Annotated in this window: 18 protein-coding genes and 2 pseudogenes; 10 read left to right on the top strand and 10 right to left on the bottom strand. The window is 70.7% G+C overall.

The window, feature by feature from the left end:
* Positions 1-55 precede the first annotated feature (55 nt).
* Both ACFXI4_RS05970 and ACFXI4_RS05965 read right to left on the bottom strand, forming a co-directional pair.
* Positions 56-178: pseudogene (locus ACFXI4_RS05970) on the bottom strand (GMC oxidoreductase); the annotation flags it as partial.
* Between the two features lie 14 nt (positions 179-192).
* On the bottom strand, positions 193-1,161 hold the full coding sequence (locus ACFXI4_RS05965) for a serine hydrolase (RefSeq protein WP_384988491.1): 969 nt from the start codon (positions 1,159-1,161) through the stop codon (positions 193-195).
* A 507-nt stretch (positions 1,162-1,668) separates the two neighbouring features.
* Here ACFXI4_RS05965 and ACFXI4_RS05960 point away from each other — a divergent pair.
* The 3 genes from ACFXI4_RS05960 (at position 1,669) to ACFXI4_RS05950 (ending at position 5,326) form a co-directional block, all read left to right on the top strand.
* The gene (locus tag ACFXI4_RS05960; RefSeq protein WP_384988490.1) at positions 1,669-2,571 is read left to right on the top strand and encodes an alpha/beta fold hydrolase; all 903 of its coding nucleotides are present in this window, start codon (positions 1,669-1,671) and stop codon (positions 2,569-2,571) included.
* Between the two features lie 225 nt (positions 2,572-2,796).
* Positions 2,797-3,573, top strand: a complete 777-nt coding sequence (locus ACFXI4_RS05955) for an alpha/beta fold hydrolase (RefSeq protein ID WP_384988488.1) — start codon at positions 2,797-2,799, stop codon at positions 3,571-3,573.
* Between the two features lie 544 nt (positions 3,574-4,117).
* The gene (locus ACFXI4_RS05950) at positions 4,118-5,326 is read left to right on the top strand and encodes a glycosyltransferase (protein WP_384988486.1); all 1,209 of its coding nucleotides are present in this window, start codon (positions 4,118-4,120) and stop codon (positions 5,324-5,326) included.
* On the opposite strand, the gene ACFXI4_RS05945 is transcribed toward ACFXI4_RS05950, so the two are convergent.
* Positions 5,323-5,781 (bottom strand): MarR family winged helix-turn-helix transcriptional regulator, encoded by a 459-nt coding sequence (locus ACFXI4_RS05945; RefSeq protein WP_362718585.1) that lies wholly within the window; start codon positions 5,779-5,781, stop codon positions 5,323-5,325. The two genes, ACFXI4_RS05950 and ACFXI4_RS05945, sit on opposite strands and share 4 nt — an antisense overlap.
* 144 nt (positions 5,782-5,925) lie before the next feature.
* On the bottom strand, positions 5,926-6,471 hold the full coding sequence (locus tag ACFXI4_RS05940) for a hypothetical protein (RefSeq protein WP_384988484.1): 546 nt from the start codon (positions 6,469-6,471) through the stop codon (positions 5,926-5,928).
* 428 nt (positions 6,472-6,899) lie between these two features.
* Here ACFXI4_RS05940 and ACFXI4_RS05935 point away from each other — a divergent pair, with 428 nt between their 5' ends.
* The 3 genes from ACFXI4_RS05935 to ACFXI4_RS05925 all read left to right on the top strand — a co-directional run bounded on the left by ACFXI4_RS05935 (position 6,900) and on the right by ACFXI4_RS05925 (position 8,743).
* Positions 6,900-7,298: a 6-carboxytetrahydropterin synthase gene (locus ACFXI4_RS05935; RefSeq protein WP_362718579.1), complete on the top strand. Its 399-nt coding sequence runs from the start codon at positions 6,900-6,902 to the stop codon at positions 7,296-7,298.
* 170 nt (positions 7,299-7,468) lie between these two features.
* Positions 7,469-7,990, top strand: coding sequence for a sigma-70 family RNA polymerase sigma factor (locus ACFXI4_RS05930; protein ID WP_384988482.1), 522 nt, complete (start codon positions 7,469-7,471; stop codon positions 7,988-7,990).
* 207 nt (positions 7,991-8,197) lie between these two features.
* A complete protein-coding gene (locus ACFXI4_RS05925; protein ID WP_384988481.1) occupies positions 8,198-8,743 on the top strand; it encodes a transposase family protein in 546 nt (181 codons plus the stop codon).
* A gap of 57 nt (positions 8,744-8,800) precedes the next feature.
* Here the strand turns inward: ACFXI4_RS05925 and ACFXI4_RS05920 are convergent, their stop codons facing one another.
* The 3 genes from ACFXI4_RS05920 to ACFXI4_RS05910 all read right to left on the bottom strand — a co-directional run bounded on the left by ACFXI4_RS05920 (position 8,801) and on the right by ACFXI4_RS05910 (position 11,243).
* Positions 8,801-9,040, bottom strand: a complete 240-nt coding sequence (locus ACFXI4_RS05920; protein ID WP_384988480.1) for a hypothetical protein — start codon at positions 9,038-9,040, stop codon at positions 8,801-8,803.
* A gap of 412 nt (positions 9,041-9,452) precedes the next feature.
* Positions 9,453-10,256 (bottom strand): MBL fold metallo-hydrolase, encoded by an 804-nt coding sequence (locus ACFXI4_RS05915; protein ID WP_384988643.1) that lies wholly within the window; start codon positions 10,254-10,256, stop codon positions 9,453-9,455.
* A 114-nt stretch (positions 10,257-10,370) separates the two neighbouring features.
* Complete coding sequence (locus ACFXI4_RS05910) at positions 10,371-11,243, bottom strand: LysR family transcriptional regulator (protein WP_384988478.1); 873 nt, start codon at positions 11,241-11,243, stop codon at positions 10,371-10,373.
* Positions 11,244-11,416: 173 nt separating this feature from the next.
* On the opposite strand from ACFXI4_RS05910, the gene ACFXI4_RS05905 reads away from it, so the two are divergent.
* Positions 11,417-12,448: a nitronate monooxygenase gene (locus ACFXI4_RS05905; RefSeq protein ID WP_384988477.1), complete on the top strand. Its 1,032-nt coding sequence runs from the start codon at positions 11,417-11,419 to the stop codon at positions 12,446-12,448.
* Positions 12,449-12,468: 20 nt separating this feature from the next.
* Here ACFXI4_RS05905 and ACFXI4_RS05900 read toward each other — a convergent pair whose 3' ends face one another.
* Together ACFXI4_RS05900 and ACFXI4_RS05895 are read right to left on the bottom strand one after the other, a co-directional pair.
* Positions 12,469-13,182: an SDR family NAD(P)-dependent oxidoreductase gene (locus ACFXI4_RS05900; RefSeq protein ID WP_384988475.1), complete on the bottom strand. Its 714-nt coding sequence runs from the start codon at positions 13,180-13,182 to the stop codon at positions 12,469-12,471.
* Between the two features lie 133 nt (positions 13,183-13,315).
* Positions 13,316-14,284: pseudogene (locus ACFXI4_RS05895) on the bottom strand (2-hydroxyacid dehydrogenase).
* A gap of 386 nt (positions 14,285-14,670) precedes the next feature.
* On the opposite strand from ACFXI4_RS05895, the gene wrbA reads away from it, so the two are divergent.
* From wrbA to ACFXI4_RS05880, 3 genes are all read left to right on the top strand, one after another.
* Positions 14,671-15,282 (top strand): NAD(P)H:quinone oxidoreductase, encoded by a 612-nt coding sequence (gene wrbA, locus ACFXI4_RS05890; RefSeq protein WP_384988474.1) that lies wholly within the window; start codon positions 14,671-14,673, stop codon positions 15,280-15,282.
* Positions 15,283-15,371: 89 nt separating this feature from the next.
* Complete coding sequence (locus tag ACFXI4_RS05885; RefSeq protein ID WP_384988472.1) at positions 15,372-15,665, top strand: muconolactone Delta-isomerase family protein; 294 nt, start codon at positions 15,372-15,374, stop codon at positions 15,663-15,665.
* 333 nt (positions 15,666-15,998) lie between these two features.
* The gene (locus tag ACFXI4_RS05880; RefSeq protein ID WP_362715067.1) at positions 15,999-16,844 is read left to right on the top strand and encodes a prephenate dehydratase; all 846 of its coding nucleotides are present in this window, start codon (positions 15,999-16,001) and stop codon (positions 16,842-16,844) included.
* Between the two features lie 46 nt (positions 16,845-16,890).
* Here the strand turns inward: ACFXI4_RS05880 and ACFXI4_RS05875 are convergent, their stop codons facing one another.
* Positions 16,891-17,508 (bottom strand): TetR/AcrR family transcriptional regulator, encoded by a 618-nt coding sequence (locus ACFXI4_RS05875; protein WP_384988471.1) that lies wholly within the window; start codon positions 17,506-17,508, stop codon positions 16,891-16,893.
* Between the last annotated feature and the right edge of the window lie 97 nt (positions 17,509-17,605).

Genomic DNA, 17,605 nt, shown 5'->3' with positions numbered 1-17,605 from the left:
CCCGCTCCCTGAAGTTCACGGACGACGGAGGAATCTCGCCGAGTCTCTCGGCCGCTCAGAGCCCGCGCAGCAGGTCGGCCGCCCGCTCGGCGATCGCGTACACGGTGGCGTTGGTGTTGCTGGAGGGAATGGACGGGATCACGGACGCGTCGGCGACGCGCAGCCCGTCCAGCCCGTGCTGGACCCACAGGATCACGAAGTGGCGCCCCGATCCAAGGACTTGGCGAACGACGTGGCCGCCGCCCGTGCCGCCTGCTCCACGAGACCGATGCCGTGCCGCTCCGTGCCGGCGCCGTTCATCAGCACGGCCACGTAGAAGGTCCGGCCGTTCTTCTCTATCCGGCCGATGCTGTTGACGTCCCACAACGAGGTCTGGCTCCTTTGCAGCCAGCCGTTCTTGAGGGCGGCGGACGTGCCGGTGTCCGCCGCCGCCGACACGCCCCAGTCCTGGTCCGTCGCGATGTGGGACATCAGGTGCCGCACGGTGGACCGGGACGCGGCGTCGAGCGGCGAGGCACGCCCGAACACGCTCTGCAGCAGGCGGACCTGGTCAGCGGCGGTGGTCCGGGTCAGGCCCCATACGGTGCCTTCGCCGCCCCGGGTCTGCTTCAGACCGAGACGTTCATTCGCCTTGTCCAGCCCTCCGGCCCGCCCGATGGCGGCCCACAGGGTGGTGGCGGCGTCGTTGTCGCTGTTCTCCACCATGGCGGTGGCCAGCTCGCGTTCGCGTGTGGTCAGTTCCCGCCTGGCGTCCTGCGCCTGGAGCAGGAGTGCGGAGAGTATGTCCACCTTCACGATGCTGGCCGTGTCGAAGAAGTCGTCGCCGTAGGCGGCCCACTTCCGGGTCCGCTCGTCCAGGAGCGCGACCGACATGCTGCCGCCCCCGAGGTGTGACGTGACAGGAGCGAGGGGCCTCGCGAGGTCCAGGGCGCCGACGGGCGGGGGAGCGGAGGGTTCGACCGGCGGGGTGGAGGCTCCCGTGTCGACGAGGTGCAGCCGATGCGCCGCGAACGAGGTGGCGGCGCCGAGCAGGACGGCGCCGACGGCCACCGCCCAGGCCGTACGGCGCCGACCGCGGTGCCGCCGCCGGTCGGCGCGATTCTGACTGCGGCTCACCGGTGGGACGGTCGTGGGTTCCGTGCTGCGCCACGGGTCGGACATGCCTGGGTCTCCTTGCGCGCCGAGCGGCGGCGCCTGTGCTGGTGAAGGGGGTGTGTCACGGCGGCTCGGCACCACGGCAGGCCGGAGCCCGGACGCGGTACGAAGTCGGCGTGGGGGGAAGCGCCTTGTGCGGAAACTGAGAGTGAGTGACAAGGAGGCCGGAGAGCAGCGGGGTGCTCCTTGCCGTGCGGTGCCGCTCCGGCGGCGGAGAAGCCGTCGCACATGACCGGCACGAGTGGTGCCACGGCGGGCCGGGACGCCTCGCCGAAAGGCTCCGCCGGGCGCGGAGTTCGGTACATGAGGTCGGTCCGCCGTGGACAGGCATGGACCCGGTTCGGTCCGGCCTTCCCCCGCGCTGCCCGGCCAGGGAATTACAGCACAGGATGATTGACCGTGCAATGAAAGTGGGATGGATATGCGGATGTTCCCGGGTGACCGTCCGCCGCTCGCACACATCTGCCCGGACCCGCCGGACGGCCGACCGTGCAGGGCGCATAGGATCCGTCCATGCCCGAGCACCCCTCGTTCCCGCTGCCGCCGCAGGTCCGCGTCCTACGTCTGAAGACCCGGCGGGGTGAGTTCGCCGCACTGCGGACCGAACCGGCCGACGGGCCGTACCGCGGCACCGTCCTGCTGCTGCCGGGATACACCGGCAGCAAGGAGGAGTTCGCGCCGCTCCTCGCGCACCTCACGGCGGCGGGCTACCGTGCGGTCGCAGTCGACGCCCGGGGACAGTACGAGACCGACGGCCCGGACGACGAGGAGGCCTACGGGCAGGACGCGTTGAGCAGGGACGTACTGGCCCAGGCGGAGACGCTCGAGGGACCGGTGCACCTGGTGGGGCACTCCATGGGCGGTCACCTCGCCAGGGCGGCGGCGCTGGCGGACGCCCGGCCCTTCGCGTCCCTCACGCTGCTGTCCTCCGGACCGGCACAGGTGGGTGAGGGGCGGCAGGCGCAGCTGAAGCTGCTGCTCGGCGCACTCGAGACGATGACGATGGCCCAGGTGTGGGAGGCGATGCAGAAGCTCCGGCCGGTCGCGGCTCCGCCCGCGGAGGCCGAGCGGCTTCGGGCGCGTTGGCTGCGCACACATGTCTCACACCTGCGAGTGGTGGGACGGCAGCTCCTGGTCGAAGCGGACCGGACGGCGGAACTGGCGGCCCTCACGTCGCTGCCCAAACATGTCATCTACGGCGACGCGGACGACACCTGGACCGCGTGGCAGTTGGAGGACATGGCCAGCCGGCTGCGAGCCCACCGTACGGTGATGGCCGGCACCGGACATTCGCCGAACCTCCAGCGTCCCGCCGAGACGGCCGATGCACTGATCGGGTTCTGGTCGGGCGTGAGCCGGGACGGCGGGGGCGCAGGCACAGCTCCGCACCAGGACGAGCGCGCCGCCGGAGCGTGACCGGACGGCCGGCCGGGACCCGGAACGAGTGCGGCGCGGTGGAACAACCGTCCGAGCAGCCCGGGTGCGGAAGGGCCGTGCCGCCGTCACGGAGGATGCGGTTTGCCGACGCCCGGCCGGGGCGGCCTGCGGGCATGGCGTGATTCACAGCCCCGTGAACGAACCTTTCACCCCCCGGACATCCGTGTCGCTGGCAGAGGCACCACTTCACGACACGGAGCTTTCATGCGAACCCCAGTGGCCCCACCGGATCTTCCGTCAGCCGTCATCGGTCCGCTCGCCCCGGGCGCGCACTCCTTCCGGCTGGGCGGCATCACGCAGCGCTATCACGTGCACGGGACCGGACCGGTGTGCGTCGCCCATCCCGGCGGGCCCGGCCTGTTCTGGGACTACCTGCGGGTCCCGGCGCTGGAAGAGCACCTGACCATGGTCTACGTCGAGCCCATCGGCACCGGCGGATCGGGGTGCCTCCCCTCGCATCCGCACGGCTACACCCGCGACCGCTACAGCCGGTTCCTGCAAGTCCTCATCAACCGTCTGTCCGCGGGGAAGGTCCATCTTCTCGGGCACGCCGAGGGAGCACTGGTGGCCGCCCACCACGCGCTGCACCGGCCGGAACGCCTGGCGGGCGTCATCCTCTACGAAGGAGCGCCGCAGCCCGGTCCCGCACAGGGCCTCCCGGACGGTGGGCGGCGGGCCGCGTACGTCTCGGGGCTGGACGAGGACCTGCGCCCGATGCACACCGGTGTGCCACCGGGGCTGGCGGCGGTGAGGCTGCCGACGCTGGTCGTCACAGGACGGGACACGTCCGGCTCCGCGTGCCGCCGGGCACGGGAGCTGCACGAGGCCGTCCCCGGATCGCGGCTGCGGACCGCCGGGTCCGAAACGGCACACATCGAGGAACCGGGCGCCTTCAGCCGTATGGTGCACGACTTCGTCGTCGAGACGACCGCCCACGTCGTCAGGGCCGACCGCTTCCGGCCGGGAGCCGGAAGGATGTGAACCTTTCGGGTTCCTCGGCGCGTGTGGTGAGTGCGGGCATGCGCAGGCTCACGAGCCTGCGCATCCCTGGCGCGGTGCATGCTCGTCGTTCACCGCGTCGCAGGCACGGCTGTGGTCGGCGCGAGGTCTCTCCGCGCGGGTTCCATCGCGAAGTGCGGGTCCGCCGGGAAGACGGTCCGCACGGTATGGGGCCGAGGCCGTGCGAAGGATCCGCTTGCCGGTCGTGGGGGCCGACAGGCGGGACCCGGGGGCCCGGGCAGGGAGTGCCGGGCCCCCGGTGTGTTCGCGCCCCGGTAGCCGTGCCCACGGGCTCCCCGCTCAATGGCACCGGCTTTCGGACCAAGGGATTCATTTCCTCTATAGTTGTAGGTGCAATTAAATTGGGTCAGCCTGATACTGATGCTGTCTTCCGGGTCGTCGTCGGCAGCAGCTGGCCAGGTTCCGCAGATCGGCCGTTGGCCGGAGCGGCTTGTCGTGACGCCGAGTCTGGAGGCTTTCCGCCGTGCGCGTTCTCTTCTTCAGCAATCCTGTCCGCCGACGGCTCATGCCCCTGTTGCCCCTGGCGCGGGCCCTGCGCCGCCAGGGGCACAAGGTCGCCTTCGCGACCGCGGCGGAGGCTCTGCCCTGGCTGCGGCCGGAGGGTTTCGAGGTGCTGCCCTGCGGCCCGGACACCGACCAGCTCGCCGCCGAAGCCGCTCGCCGCGCCGGGCTGGACATCCTGTTCACCTCGGACCGGGACCTGACCGCAGAGCTGTTCGCCGGCGTGCGTGTGGACCTCATGGCGGACGCGGCACTGGAGGCAGCGGAGTCGTGGGCGCCGAGTCTGATCGTCTGTGAGCACTACGATCTGGTCGGCCCGTTGGTCGCGGGCGCTGTGGACGTGCCGTGTGCGGTGGCGGTGACCACACCCGCTCCGGAGGAGGACGAGCTCGCCGCTCTCGCGGCGACCGTGCGCTCCCGTTATGCCGACCGTGGTCTTCGGCCCCCCTCCCGCGTGCCGTCCGGCCGCTGGCTGCTGGACCTGTGCCCTCCGAGTATGCAGCGCCAAGGGTGGCGGCCGGCTGCCGACCGGGTCGAACTGAGGGCGGGAGCGGCCCCGCGTCGGGGTGAGGGTTCACGGACGCACCGGCCTGCCGGCACCGGCAGACCACGGGTACTGGTCGACCTCGGGACGGAAGCCGAGACGTCGGTCGAACTCGGGCCTGTGCTACGGTCGTTGACCGCGCTGGACGTCGACCTGGTGGTGGCCGCGGGGGATCGGCAGGTCGAGCACGTCGAGTGGGCGCAGGACCGGGTGCGGGTGCATGTCGGGCCTCCGGCCGCCGACGACTGGGAGGCCGTGCGCGCGGTCCTTCATCACGGTGCCCCGGAGATCACCTTCGCCGCCGTGGTTCGTGGCCTTCCTGCCGTGGTCGTCGCCCAGTCGCCCGCACACCGGGAGCAGGCGGAGTGCATCGCCGCCGCCGGGGCGGGTATCGCCCTGCCGGCTTCCGCCGGCGACCCCGCACTGATCAGTGAATCCGTCGGCCGGCTGCTGTCCGAGCCCGGGTTCGCCGCTGCCGCTGCCCAGATCCGCGACGACATCGTTGTCATGCCGACGGCGCCGGAAGTGGCCGGACGGCTCGTCGCATGGGTGTCCGCGGAGAGCGGCGCGGACAACGCGTCAGACGGCGAGATCGCCCCTGAGGGGCACGCTCGGGAGCACCGTGGGCGTGTCGGCGGGCACGCGGGGTCTCGGCGGCGGATCGGTTAGGAGCTGGGAGCTATGCGTTCCAGCACCTTGGCGGCGGCGGCGACGTCGCACCCCTCCAGACGAGAGAACACGTGGCGGCGGACGCTCGCGAGATTGGTGGGCCATGCCTGCTTCAGCTGCGCCCAGCCCGCGCTGGTGAGGACGGTGAGCCACGCCCTTCCGTCGTCCGGTGCCTTCTGCCGGACCACCAGCGACTGCGATTCGAGGCGGGTCACGACCCTGGTCATGCCGCTCAGGGAGAGTCCGCACAGATTGGCGAGCTCGCTCATGCGCATCTGGTTGTGCGGCACCTCGGAGAGGTGCATCAGAACGGTGTACTCGGTGCTGGTGATCGAGTGTTCCTCCAGCATGTCCGCGTCGACGACCCGGGGCAGGAAGGTCATCACCCTGCCGAGAGCCCGCAGGAAGGCTTCCTCGTCGGGGTCGAGGGGATTGATCGTCGCCGCGTCTGCCATGGCCACAGTGTAAATGCCTGGCCGCTGTCGTCCGTCCGGTCTCTGGCTATTTCTCCGCGTCCCACAGCGAAAGAATGAGCGACCGGTCTACTTTTAGTTGCGCGGAAAATTAAAGATGATTGTCCGTGCGGAACACGGCGGAGGCTATGTACCGGAGGGGCCGCTCTCTTCGGGCTCGATGAGGGTGTACATCACCGAGCGCCGCTGCCGGTGTCGCCGGACCCGGCCCTTGGCCACCAGCGACTCGAGCGTGTTCCGTACGACCTGGGGTGTCGGCGTCCGGTCGGGGTGCTTGTGCAGGAGCTCTTCTCGCAGCTCCCGGGCCAGGCAGGGCTCGTCGTGGCTGCCGAGCAGCTCGATCAGGAGATCTCCGAGCAGGGGCTGGTGCGACTTCCCCTTCGGACCGGACGCTGCGCCCGTGACCCGGCTCCTGACGGGGGCTGCGCCGGACGAACGCCGCTGCTTGCGTGGCGCGGACCGGTTCTGCGCCTGCTCGGGCAGGCGCGACGCGTCCGACAGGTTCTCGTAGCGTTCGGCCAGCGTCAGAATGTCCACCAGCAAAGCCTCTTCCTGCTGAAGCCTCGCGATCTCCTCGGTCAGTTCCCGCTGCCGTTGGCGATTTTCCTCAAGATCCGACGCGGCCTGTTCCACATACCGCGATCGGAGCGTGCCGGCTGACTGGGTGGTCACTACCGTTCACTCCCTCTCATCAATGACGCTGCGCATGCTATCCAGATCGGTGCGGATGTGCGCGGCCTCCGCCCTGACAGCCGGCTGATACGGCAGCACATGTGCAGGGGAGAGGTGTGAGCAGCGGGACACGCGACGACGGTCACCCGGTCCCGCACCGGACCGGAGTCGTCCCCCGTGGGTACCTCTCTGCGCCGTCCGCGCCGGACGGTATGCTCCATGCCCTCCGCCGGTGTTGCTCGTCAGACCGGCGGGGCCGTGTCGGTCCGCTGCGCGGATCATGACTCACATGTGTTTCCGCCCGGCGTCCGTCGTGACGCGCGCGCCTGGCCCCGGAGCGCGCCCGCGCACGTATCCGACCGGACCCGCCGCCGCGCGCCCCGTACAGCGCGCGGCGGTTTCCACAGCGCAGACAGGGGAGAGATCCAGTGTTCAGCATCACCGTCCGTGATCACATGATGATCGCGCACAGCTTCCAGGGCGAGGTCTTCGGGCCCGCTCAGCGACTGCACGGGGCGACGTTCCTCGTGGACGCGACGTTCCGCCGCAGTGAGCTGGACGACGACAACATCGTCGTCGACATGGGTCTGGCCGGCACCGAACTCCGGTCGGTGATCGATGACCTCAACTACCGCAATCTCGACGACAAGGAAGAGTTCAAGGGGGTCAACACCTCCACGGAGTACCTCGCGGCACTGATCGCCGACCGTCTGGTGGACCGGATCCACCAGGGTGCGCTCGGGAAGAACGCGCTCGGCATCTCGCAGGTCGCGGTCACCCTGCACGAGTCACACGTCGCCTGGGCCAGCTTCGAACGCTCGGTGTGACGTGCGCCCGGTGTGACGTGGTGCCGTCCCCGACGGGGCTTCCGCGTCACGTCGGCGTCACAGGAGCGGCAGTTTTCGGGAACCCCTGTCTGTCTACAGTGCGCGGGCCGAGGTTGCATCTCGCCTCGTACCACCGTGGATGACAGAGAACCAGGACGGCTCGGAGAACGATGGCTACGCCCCCCACGACAACAACCTGTTCGGACCTTCTCGGCGTCATCATGAGGGAGCATCGGGACGGGTTGGTCTCGTATGCGGAGAGGATGCTGGGGGACCACGGGCTCGCCGAGGACATCGTGCAGGAGACGATCATCCGGGCATGGCGGAACATGGACCGCCTGCTCGGGATGGAGGGTTCGGTGAAGGGCTGGCTCTTCACCGTCACCCGTCACCTGGTGGTCGACTGGGTACGCAAACCGCACCGGCGCAAGGAGGTTGTGGGAGGCACGTACCACGATCCGCCTTCGGGGACCGAGCACACGGAGGCGGTGCACCACATCATGGTGGCCAAGCCCGCGCTGAACAGGCTGTCGCCGGAGCACCGGGCGGTTCTCGTCCATCTCTACCTCTGTGACCGCACGATCAAGGAGACGGCCGACATCCTCGGCGTACCGGCGGGCACGGTGAAGTCGCGTCAGCACAACGCACTTCGCAAGCTCCGTGGCACGTTCCCCGCCGAGGCGCTCGCCTAGAGAGTGATGCACAGGGCTCTGAGCCGGGCATCTTCCTTACATGGCTGGGGTGTCAAGGGCTGAGTGGCTGAGGTGGAGACGTTCACCGGGCTGCGGGTGGCACCGTTCGCGGGTTTGTTGAAGGTGGTGCGGGAGCGGGGTGGCAACGGCACGCTGCGGACCCGGCAATGATCGCTGCCGTCGGCCGAGCGGGTGCTGATGGTCGCGGTGTACCACCGCACGAATCTCACGATGCGGCGGCTGGGCTTTCTGCCCGCACTCGAACCCATGGGCCGCCCGTCGGATGCCGGGGACCGGTTGTGGATCGTGGACGGCACGCCGGTCCCGGTGCGGGACCGCAGTGTGGCGGCCTGCGGCCGCAACTGCCGGTTCTCGGCGAACGTGCAGGTCATCGTGGACCCCGATATCCGGCTGGTGATCGCGGCCCCCCGTCCGGTGCCGGGCACGAGCGCGGACACCCGTGCCTGGCGGGCGTCCGGGCCGAGCCGGCACCGCGAGAGCGTGACCGTGCGGGCGACGGTGCCCACCTCAACTGCGGAATGGCGGTGCGACACGCAAACGCCCCGGGCCGCCTCTGCCCAGGCGCGGGAGGACGACGACGCCGAGCACCGCAGAGTCCGTCCCCGGGTGGAACACGTCATCGGCCGCCTGAGGAACAACACGGTCCTCCGTGACTGCCGCCGGCGGGGCGACGGTCTCCATCACGCGGTCCAGGCTCTCGCCGGCATGCACAACCTCGCCCTCGCCTCATGACCCGGGGAGCCCACCACCCGCTCTGACCTGCCCGCACTCAGCCTTGTGCAACACCCTTCAGTCGCCGTACGGCTGCGGGGACATCTCCAGTGCCGACGTCAGCTGCTGCCGGAGCGTCTCGCCGTACAAGTCGTGCCGCCGGTCCTGGGCCAGGACCGGCAGCAGGTTCCGCTCGGCGGTGATCCACGCGAGGGCGTCGGCGCGTCCGCTGAACTGAGACGGGCCCTGGTGAGCGCAGCAGCAGGAGGGCGAGCAGAGCCAGCCGTTTCGGCGGACCCAGGTCGAGTTCGGTGTCACCCCGCAGTGCGCGCACGGTGCCGAGGATGGAGTAGTGCACTGTCGCGTCCATGGTGCCGCTCCCGTTCCTCACGTGTCACCGCGCTGTCTTCCGGGGGAGTGCCGCCCGGACGAGGGCTCCCGACGTCTTCGGCGGCGGCGGTTCGACGGGGCGTGGGACGCCGGCCGATGCGGGCCTTCGTCGACGCTGACGGACGCGTCGAGGTGGGACCGGGAGGCTGCCGAGAGGTGCGGGGTCTGGTCGATCATCCACTGGCTTCTCGCGTGCGATGATGGCGACGAGTCCGATCGTGCCGCCTGGTGACGGAGAGCAGCATAATTGCCGCGTCAAGTAAGCTGTCGAGCCGGTTCGCCTGTCGAGACGCCGCCCGGCGGCACGCCGCTCGGGACGCGGCCGGGGGCGCGGTCCGATTCACGGGCGCAGAGAGACCCAGGAGCCGTGCGGCGCGACCCGCAGGATCGACGACAGTCCTGCTTCGTCGAAGGCCAGCCGGACTTCGTCGAGTCCCTCGGAGAAGTGCGTCCAACCGTCGTAGTGCGCGGGCACGACGATCCCGGCGCCCAGGACGGCGGCGGCCGCAGCCGCCCGCCGGCTGTCCATGGACAACGGCCGCCCGCCGAACTTCGCCGGGACCCGGGCCGCTCCGGCGTGCAGCAGCGCGACGCCGATGTCCGGCACCCGGCGGGACACCTCCGCCACCGTGCGGACGGACGCGTTGTCCCCGCTGACGTACACGGTGGGCAGCCCCTCTCCGGACAGCACGAACCCCGTGACCTCGCAGTTGACGTTGCCGTCGGCGTCGCGCTCCCCGTCCTCGGGACCGTGGACCGCGGGGACCGCGAGAACGGTCAGTTCGCCGCCCTCCGGCCGCGGCACCCGGTGACAGCTCCACGGGGGCAGGCCGACCGCCCGCTCGCCGAGACGGCCCGCGGCGAGGGGGCCGGTGACCACCAGCGGCGCGGCCTCGGCGAACGTCCGTCCGCGCGCGTCGAGGTTGTCGGGATGCTGGTCGTGGCTGACCAGTACCACGTCGACGGGACCCAGCGCGCTCTCCTCGGCGGCAGGCCCGGCCGTCTTCGTCAGGTAGCCGTGCGGACCGGGCCGGTCGAAGGTCGGATCGCTGACGATCCGCAGTCCGCCCAGATCGAACACGGCCGTGGGACCGCCCAGTACGGTGACCGCGTATTGCTGGCGGGACAGCTCCGTGCTCGTCATTGCCACTCTCACAAACGTATGCCGACGGTGCGGACACCACCACGCTAGTCACCCTCGTGGTCCGCGAGAAATGTCCGTGGTACGTCGTCCATGCCCGCCCGGCATCGTCGCAGTTCAGCCGCTGGTCGGAGCGGTAGCGGAGCTGAGCGCGGCCACGGCTGCCTCGACGAACCGCCGGATGAGCTTCTGCGGTCCGTCCGGCAGGTGCGCGAGCCCGACCGGGACCGGCGGGGCGTTGGTGAGGTCGATGAAGCACAGAGCCGGGTGCGGGGTGCGCCGTCGCGCCACGTCGGGGACGATGCCGATACCCCGGTCGGCCGCGATGGTCTCCACCCACTCGTCGTAGTTCGTGGTGGTGATGACTCTCGTCGGTCGCTGCGCCTCCGGCCAGGACCAGGGGCCGGTGGTGCCGCTCACCGCGTTGACGACCAGGGGCCACTGCCGGACTTCCGACCAGTCGAGCCGGCCGCGTTCGGCCAGGGGGCACCGCCGGGCGCACACGGCGATCCGCGCCTCGTCGCAGAGATGAACGGTCCGCACCGGCCGGGAGACGGCAAGGTCGCCGCGGATCACGGCGATGTCGACGGTCCGTCGATGCAGGGCCTGTACCGGATCGTCGGTGCGCAGCAGGGTGACCGAGGCACCGGTGGCGGCCTGGAAGGCGTCCACGGCATCCTGTGCCCATGGAGCCGGCAGCAGCCAGCTGAAGCCGAGCCGGAGCGTGACCATGCGGCGGGCGGCGGCCAGGGCCTGGTCGACGGTGGCCAGGACACGGTCCACGTGCAGCAGGAACTCCCCGCCGGCGTCGGTCACCTCCACCTGCCGTGAGGAGCGGTCGAGCAGGCGGACGTTCAGTACGGCCTCCAGCTGGGCGATGGTGCGGCTGAGGGCGGGCTGGGTGATGGACAGCTGCACGGCGGCCTTGGAGAAGGAGTGGAGACGTGCCACAGCGGTGAAGGCCCGCAGGTGTCGCAGTTCGACCTCCATGGGCGTCAACACCTCTCGGCATGTCGATGCCTGCCGTGCATGGGCCCAGCCTATTCGGCATTTCCCGGGCCCACCCGCCTTGGCTAGCGTGACACCTGTGCCGGGTGCGCGGTACAGGTGCGGCGCCGGTACGGCACGCGCCGTTCCCGGTCCGAGCGGAGGAGGAACCCGGTATGAGCCGACTGCTGTCCGACGCGGGCGTCCAGCTGCCCGTGCTGGCCGCGCCGATGGCGGGCGGGGCCGGCACGACCGCCCTGGTCGCCGCTGCGGCCCGGGTGGGCAGCCTGGGCTTTCTGGCAGGCGGGTACAGGACCGCGGAGGCGCTGGGCGGTCAGATGGACGCGCTGCGCACACGGAACGTGCCCTTCGGGGTCAATCTGTTCGCGGGTGGCCCGATGCCCATCTCGGACGCGGACCATCGCCGCTACGCGCACACGCTGCAGCCCGAGGCCGACCGGTACGGACTGAGGCTGAACCACGGCACGCCGGTCGCGGACGACGACGGCTGGGCGGAGAAGATCGATCTGGTCATGGGCAGCGATGTCGCGTGGGTGTCCTTCACCTTCGGCATCCCCGGCCAGGCGGTCGTCAGGGCCCTGCGGCGTTCCGGTACGACGGTCCTGCAGAACGTCACCTCGCCGGCCGAGGCACGTCGGGCAGCGGAGGCCGGGGTCGATGCGCTGGTCGTGCAGGCGTCCGCGGCCGGCGGACACTCGGCCAGGCTCAGTCCGCACCGACCGCTGGACCCGGTCCCGCTGGCGGACCTGGTGGCGAGAGTGCGCCGGACCACCGCGCTGCCGCTCGTCGCGGCCGGAGGCATCGCCACCTCCGCAGACGCGGCGGCCGCGCTGCGTGCCGGGGCCGACGCCACCATGATCGGCACCCTGTTGCTGCGCACGGAGGAGAGCGGCGCGTCGCCCGCGCACCAGCAGGCCCTGGCGGATCCGGCGTTCGCCACCACCGTCCTGACGCGCGCCTTCACCGGCCGGCCGGCCCGGGCCCTGCGCAACCATTTCACGGACCGCTACGACCCTCTGGCGCCGGCCGGCTATCCGGCCGTGCACCACCTCACCGCCCCGTTGCGCAAGGCCGCCGCCGAAGCGGGGGACACGCGGCTGATCCACCTGTGGGCGGGCACCGGGTACCGCGAGGCGAAGCAGGAGGGTGCTGCCCGGACACTGGAGCGGATCGCGGCGCGGCTCTGAACCGCGCCGCGGGCACGGCGTCAGTGGCCGGCGCTCTGGCCGCCGTCCACGTGGAGGATCTCACCGGTGACGAAGGGCGCGTTCTCCAGATAGACGACCGCCTCGACGACATCGCTCACCTCGCCCACCCTGCCGACCGGGTGCAGGCCGGCGAGTGTCTCGTGGTCGTCCTCTCCGTGCATCGGAGTCCTGATGACCCCCAGTGCGACCGCGTTGCTGCGGATGCCGCGGGACGCGTACTCGATGGCCAGGCCCTTGGTGGCGGACTGCAGGCCGCCCTTCGTCAGTGAGGCCAGCACCGAGGGGACGGCGGAGTTGGCGTGGTCCACCAGGCTGGTGGTGACCTGCACGAGGTGGCCGCCGCGCTGTGCGAGCATCCGCTCGACGGCGAGTTGGGTGATGCGGAAGAAGCCGCCGAGGTTCACGCCGGTGACGGCCTCGTAGTCGGCCCGGGTGTACTCGTGGAAGGGCTTGGCCACGAAGATCCCGGCGTTGTTGACCAGGGTGTCGATGCGGCCGAAGCGCTCGACCGCGAGGCTCGTCACGTGCTCCGCGGTCGCGGGGTCGCAGATGTCGCCCTGGACGGTGAGGACGTCGGGATCCTGCGAGGCCGCGATGGTGCGGGAGGTGGCGACGACGGCGTACCCGAGCTTGCGGTAGCCGACGACCAGACCGGCGCCGATGCCCTGGGAAGCACCGGTGACCACCGCGACCTTCTTGGCTGGTGTGTTCATGATGGATCTCCGGAAGGGACTCGAGTGCGGCGTTCGCGCCGATGGCCCGGAACCTCAAAGTAGAGCGAATCCGGTCGGCGGGCCTCCCGGCGAAGGAGCGGCTTCCGGCCCAGGGGGCTGACCGGCAGGCCGCTCACCCCGGGACGGGGACCGTCAGGACCTCGTTCCGCAGCTCCTGCCCATGAGCGAAGCGGTGCAACTGGGCGGAGAGCAGTTGCCTGACGCGCGGCAGCATGGCCGAGGTGAAGGCGCCCGCGTGCGGGCTGATGAGGACGCCCGGTGCGGTCCACAGCGGATGGCCCGGGGGCAGCGGTTCGGGATCGGCCAGTCCAGGGCCGCGCGCAGCCGTCCCCGTTCCACTTCGGCGAGCAGCGCCCTGGTGTCCACCACGGCGCCGCGCGCCACGTTGACCAGCAGGGCGCCGTCCTTCATCGACGCCAGGAAGCCGGCACCCGCCAGATGCCGCGTCCCCGCGTTCAGCGGCACCGAGAGGATCACCACGTCGGCCGACGGCAGCAGCCTGGCCAGGGCGGAGGGGGAGTGGACCGCGCCCAGCGGGGCCCATCGCGGCCTGCTGGCCACCCGCTTCACCTCGCAGCCGAAGGGACGCAGACGTTCGTCGATGGCCGTGCCGATCGAGCCGTAGCCGACGATGAGGACCGTGGCGCCGGACAGCGAGGGACGGATGCCCTCCGGCCAACGGCCCACGGCCTGGTTGCGGACGAAGTCGGGGACCCCGCGCAGCGCCGCCAGTGTCAGGGTGAGCGCCATCTCCGCGGTGCCGGCGTCATGGATGCCGCGGGCGTTGCACAGCGTGACCTCCGGGCTGAGGTGCGGCAGCAGGTAGTCCACTCCGGCGCTGAGCGCCTGGACCACCCGAAGGCCCGTCATCTGTGCCGGGGGGGCGCACGATCACGCCGATGTCCTTGGTCAGCGGCGGCGCGTAGAAGTCGACGCGGGCCGGGTCCGTGGGACAGGCGCCGTGACCGTCCCACTGGACACAGGTCAGGTCTGCCGGCAGGTCACCGATCTCCTCGGCGGGCACCGGAAGCCATGCGAGCCTCCGCGCGCCTCCGTCGCGTTGTACGGCGGAGGGACTCAAGGGCGTGACTCGACTCACGGTTGTCTTCACTCCTGGGAAGCTGGGTGTCTGGCGGACGTGTCGCAGCACGCCCGCATCGTCCGTGCGGCGGACGGGGGATCTGCGTTCCGTACGTGGGTGCGCACTGCCGCGCTCGCGTGTGCCCGCTCGCCGGCTCCGCGCCGGCGCCGTCCTCAGGACGGGCGCGCTGTCACGGCACACGTATGACGGCGTGTGACATCTCACAACTGCCCGCGACTTCCCGCCCTGATCAGGACGGACTCCGATCGGACGTTTGACACGGTCCGACCTGTGACCTAATTTAGACGACCGGTCGTCTAGTAGCGATTCGAACAGACCTTCCCCCCTGTGGGAACAAAGCCCCTCCCCGTGAACGGAGCACTCCCGTGTCCACTCCCGTCAAGCTCGCGGTCATCCACTACTCGTCGACCGGCACGATCACGGAGATCGCCAAGGAACTCCACGACGCCGGCGTGAAGGCCGGCGCCGAGGTCCGACTGCTCAAGGTGGCGGAACTGGCGCCGCGGGCGGCGATCGAGTCCAACCCGGCCTGGGTCGCCCACCACGCGGCGATCGCGGACCTTCCGGAGGCCACCGCCGAGGACGTCGCCTGGGCCGACGCCGTGCTGTTCGGCACGCCGACCCGGTTCGGCAACGTCTCCGCGCAGCTCAAGCAGTTCATCGACACCCTGGGCGGACTGTGGGCCGCGGGCCGGCTCGTGGACAAGGTCTACAGCGGCTTCGTCTCCAGCGCGACGGCGCACGCCGGCCAGGAGGCGACCCTGCTCTCGCTGTACACCTCCATCCACCACTTCGGCGGCGTCACCGTCACCCCCGGCTTCACCGACCCGCACAAGTTCGTGGACGGCAACCCCTACGGCACCTCCCACGTGGACGGCCAGGGCGCCAATCCGGTGGACGACGTGACCCGCACCGCCGCCGCCGTCCAGGCCGAGCGGGTCGTCCGCATCGCGAAGGCCCTGAAGGCCGCCGCCTGAGCGACGGCCGGGCCCGGCCGGGCCCGGCCGAGGTTTCCGGGGGGAGAGGGCACGGCCTTCGTCCCCGGAATGATCCGAAAGAGAGAACCGTGAGGGAATTCCTGGTCGAGCTGACGACGGTCGTACCGGAGGGTACCGATCCCGCGGAGGTGGACCGGATCCGTGCCGCCGAGGCGGTGCGGGCGCGGGAACTGGCCTCCCGAGGCCATCTGTTGCGGCTGTGGCGTCCGGTGGGAGAGCTGCGCAGCATCGGTGTGTGGTGCGCGGACGACGAGAGGGAACTGCGCGAGAAGGTGCTCGGCAGTCTGCCTCTGTGGCCGTGGATGACAGCGGTGGTCACCCCCCTGCAGCAGCACCCCAACGACCCGGGCCAGGCACGCTGAGCTGCCGGCGTCGGGCCGGCCGTTCCGGTCGCCCCGACGGCGGTACTCCCCAGGCCTCCCGCCGCACATGTGGCTGCACCCACGATGGGTGTCGCCGAGTCGGCAGACGACGGTGAGGCCCGCCCGGGAGTCTCCGTGGCGCGGCCGGTGTTCCGCCCTGATCTGGTGTGTTCGCGCGTGCCACGTACCGCCACCGGCCGCGTCCGACCCTTGAGACGAGCACACCCGGGTCCGCTCCGCCGGGAAGGCATCGCCCATACTGCAGTGCATGAGGTTCGCCGGGCAGCCCACGGCGTACGCCTGCGACATTCCAACGCGGAAGGCTCAGACACGGTGACGACCGTCGCTTACCAGGGTGAACCCGGGTCCAACTCCTCGACCGTGGCGCGCCGGTTGTATCCGGCGGGCCGGGAGCTGCCCTTCACCGGTTTCGAACAGGCCCTCGAGGCCGTCACCCTGGACGCCGCCGACGTCGCTGTGATCCCCGTGGACAACTCCGCGGCCGGACGGGTCGCGGACGTTCACCATCTCCTCCCCGAGTCGGGGCTGTTCATCGTCGCCGAGTACTTCCTGGCGATCCGGTTCGACTTGATGGGGGTGCCCGGCACCACACCCGATCAGGTGGAGTTCGTCCGCAGCCACGTGCATGCGCTCGGGCAGTGCCGGAAGGTGCTGCGGGAGGGCGGCTGGCGCACCCTGGTGTGCGACGACACGGCCGGGGCGGCTCGCGAGGTGGCGGAGCTGAACGACCCCCGGCACGCGGCTCTCGCCCCGCCCGCCGCCGCGGAGCTGTTCGGCCTCGATGTGCTCCGGTCCGGAGTGGAGGACGACCCCGACAACACGACCCGGTTCGTCGTGCTCTCCCGGGAGGCCGCACCGCTGCCGCTCACGGCGGAACCGACGATGACGAGCCTGTTCTTCAACGTGCGCAACATCCCCAGCGCGCTGTACAAGGCACTCGGCGGATTCGCCAGCGGTGCCGTCAACCTCACCAAGATCGAGAGCTACCAGATCGGCGCCGGGCTGAACGCCAGCCGGTTCTACGCCGAGATCGAAGGACACCCCGACGAGCCCCGGGTCGAACTCGCCCTCCAGGAACTGCGCTTCTTCTCGGACGAGGTACGCATCCTCGGGGTGTACCCCGCGCACGCCCACCGGTTGAGCGAACGCCAGGGCTGACGGGCGAGGCCGGACGTCCCGAGGGCCTCGGGTGCGTCAGGTCAGGTCAGGACTGTGCCTGCAAGTGCTGGTCCCGCACGCCGAGCAGGGCGCTGCAGCTGGGCCAGAGCGTGCTGAGCTGGGCCGGGTCGTTGTGCAGCTTGGCGAACAGCACCTGGCCCTCGACCTGCGCAACCATGGCACGGGCGACACCGCCCGGGTCGGGCGCGGTCACCTCGCCCCGCTGCTGTGCCTCGGTGACGACCGCGGTGACCAGGCCCACCTGCGTCTCGAAGATGTTCTGCAGGCGCCGGCGCACGGTGTCGACCTGGGTGCTCATCTCCAGGGAGAGGTTTCCGAACATGCATCCCAGGACCCAGCCGCAGCCCTCCTGGCCGGCCTGCTGACGTGTCTGCATGCCTTCGAACAACCGCCGCAGCCGCTGCAGGGGCTCGGCGTCGTCGTTCAGGACGGCTTCCCATTCGGGCCGTTCCGCAGCCCACTGCTCGTCGATCACGGCGAGGGCGAGCGTTTCCTTGGACTCGAAGAAGTAGTAGAAGCTGCCCTTCGGGACGCCTGCCGCCTTGCAGATCTCGGCCACGCCGAGAGCCGAGTAACCACGCTGCTCGATCAGCGTCCGAGCCGCGGTGAGGATCTTGTTCTTGGCGTCGCTCGTCCGTCCCATGTCAAAAGTATACGACCGACTGACTAGTGGCCTCGAGCCCTCGCATCGCGCTCACCGAGGCCTGGCGCGGGCGGGGCGCGACCGGGACCGGAGTGAC

Origin of the sequence: Streptomyces sp. NPDC059224 (genome assembly GCF_042754285.1) — a bacterium.
GTDB lineage: Bacteria > Actinomycetota > Actinomycetes > Streptomycetales > Streptomycetaceae > Streptomyces.
The sequence above is the reverse complement of the archived record's forward strand: the minus strand, read 5'-3'. Positions and strand labels throughout refer to the sequence as shown.

What these genes read in the sequence shown, in the direction of transcription:
- ACFXI4_RS05965 (WP_384988491.1), bottom strand. Translation starts at nt 1,161, where the DNA reads ATGTCCGACCCGTGGCGCAGCACGGAACCCACGACCGTCCCACCGGTG.
- ACFXI4_RS05960 (WP_384988490.1), top strand. Translation starts at nt 1,669, where the DNA reads ATGCCCGAGCACCCCTCGTTCCCGCTGCCGCCGCAGGTCCGCGTCCTA.
- ACFXI4_RS05955 (WP_384988488.1), top strand. Translation starts at nt 2,797, where the DNA reads ATGCGAACCCCAGTGGCCCCACCGGATCTTCCGTCAGCCGTCATCGGT.
- ACFXI4_RS05950 (WP_384988486.1), top strand. Translation starts at nt 4,118, where the DNA reads ATGCCCCTGTTGCCCCTGGCGCGGGCCCTGCGCCGCCAGGGGCACAAG.
- ACFXI4_RS05945 (WP_362718585.1), bottom strand. Translation starts at nt 5,781, where the DNA reads ATGGCAGACGCGGCGACGATCAATCCCCTCGACCCCGACGAGGAAGCC.
- ACFXI4_RS05930 (WP_384988482.1), top strand. Translation starts at nt 7,469, where the DNA reads ATGGCTACGCCCCCCACGACAACAACCTGTTCGGACCTTCTCGGCGTC.
- ACFXI4_RS05915 (WP_384988643.1), bottom strand. Translation starts at nt 10,256, where the DNA reads ATGACGAGCACGGAGCTGTCCCGCCAGCAATACGCGGTCACCGTACTG.
- ACFXI4_RS05910 (WP_384988478.1), bottom strand. Translation starts at nt 11,243, where the DNA reads ATGGAGGTCGAACTGCGACACCTGCGGGCCTTCACCGCTGTGGCACGT.
- ACFXI4_RS05905 (WP_384988477.1), top strand. Translation starts at nt 11,417, where the DNA reads ATGAGCCGACTGCTGTCCGACGCGGGCGTCCAGCTGCCCGTGCTGGCC.
- ACFXI4_RS05900 (WP_384988475.1), bottom strand. Translation starts at nt 13,182, where the DNA reads ATGAACACACCAGCCAAGAAGGTCGCGGTGGTCACCGGTGCTTCCCAG.
- ACFXI4_RS05875 (WP_384988471.1), bottom strand. Translation starts at nt 17,508, where the DNA reads ATGGGACGGACGAGCGACGCCAAGAACAAGATCCTCACCGCGGCTCGG.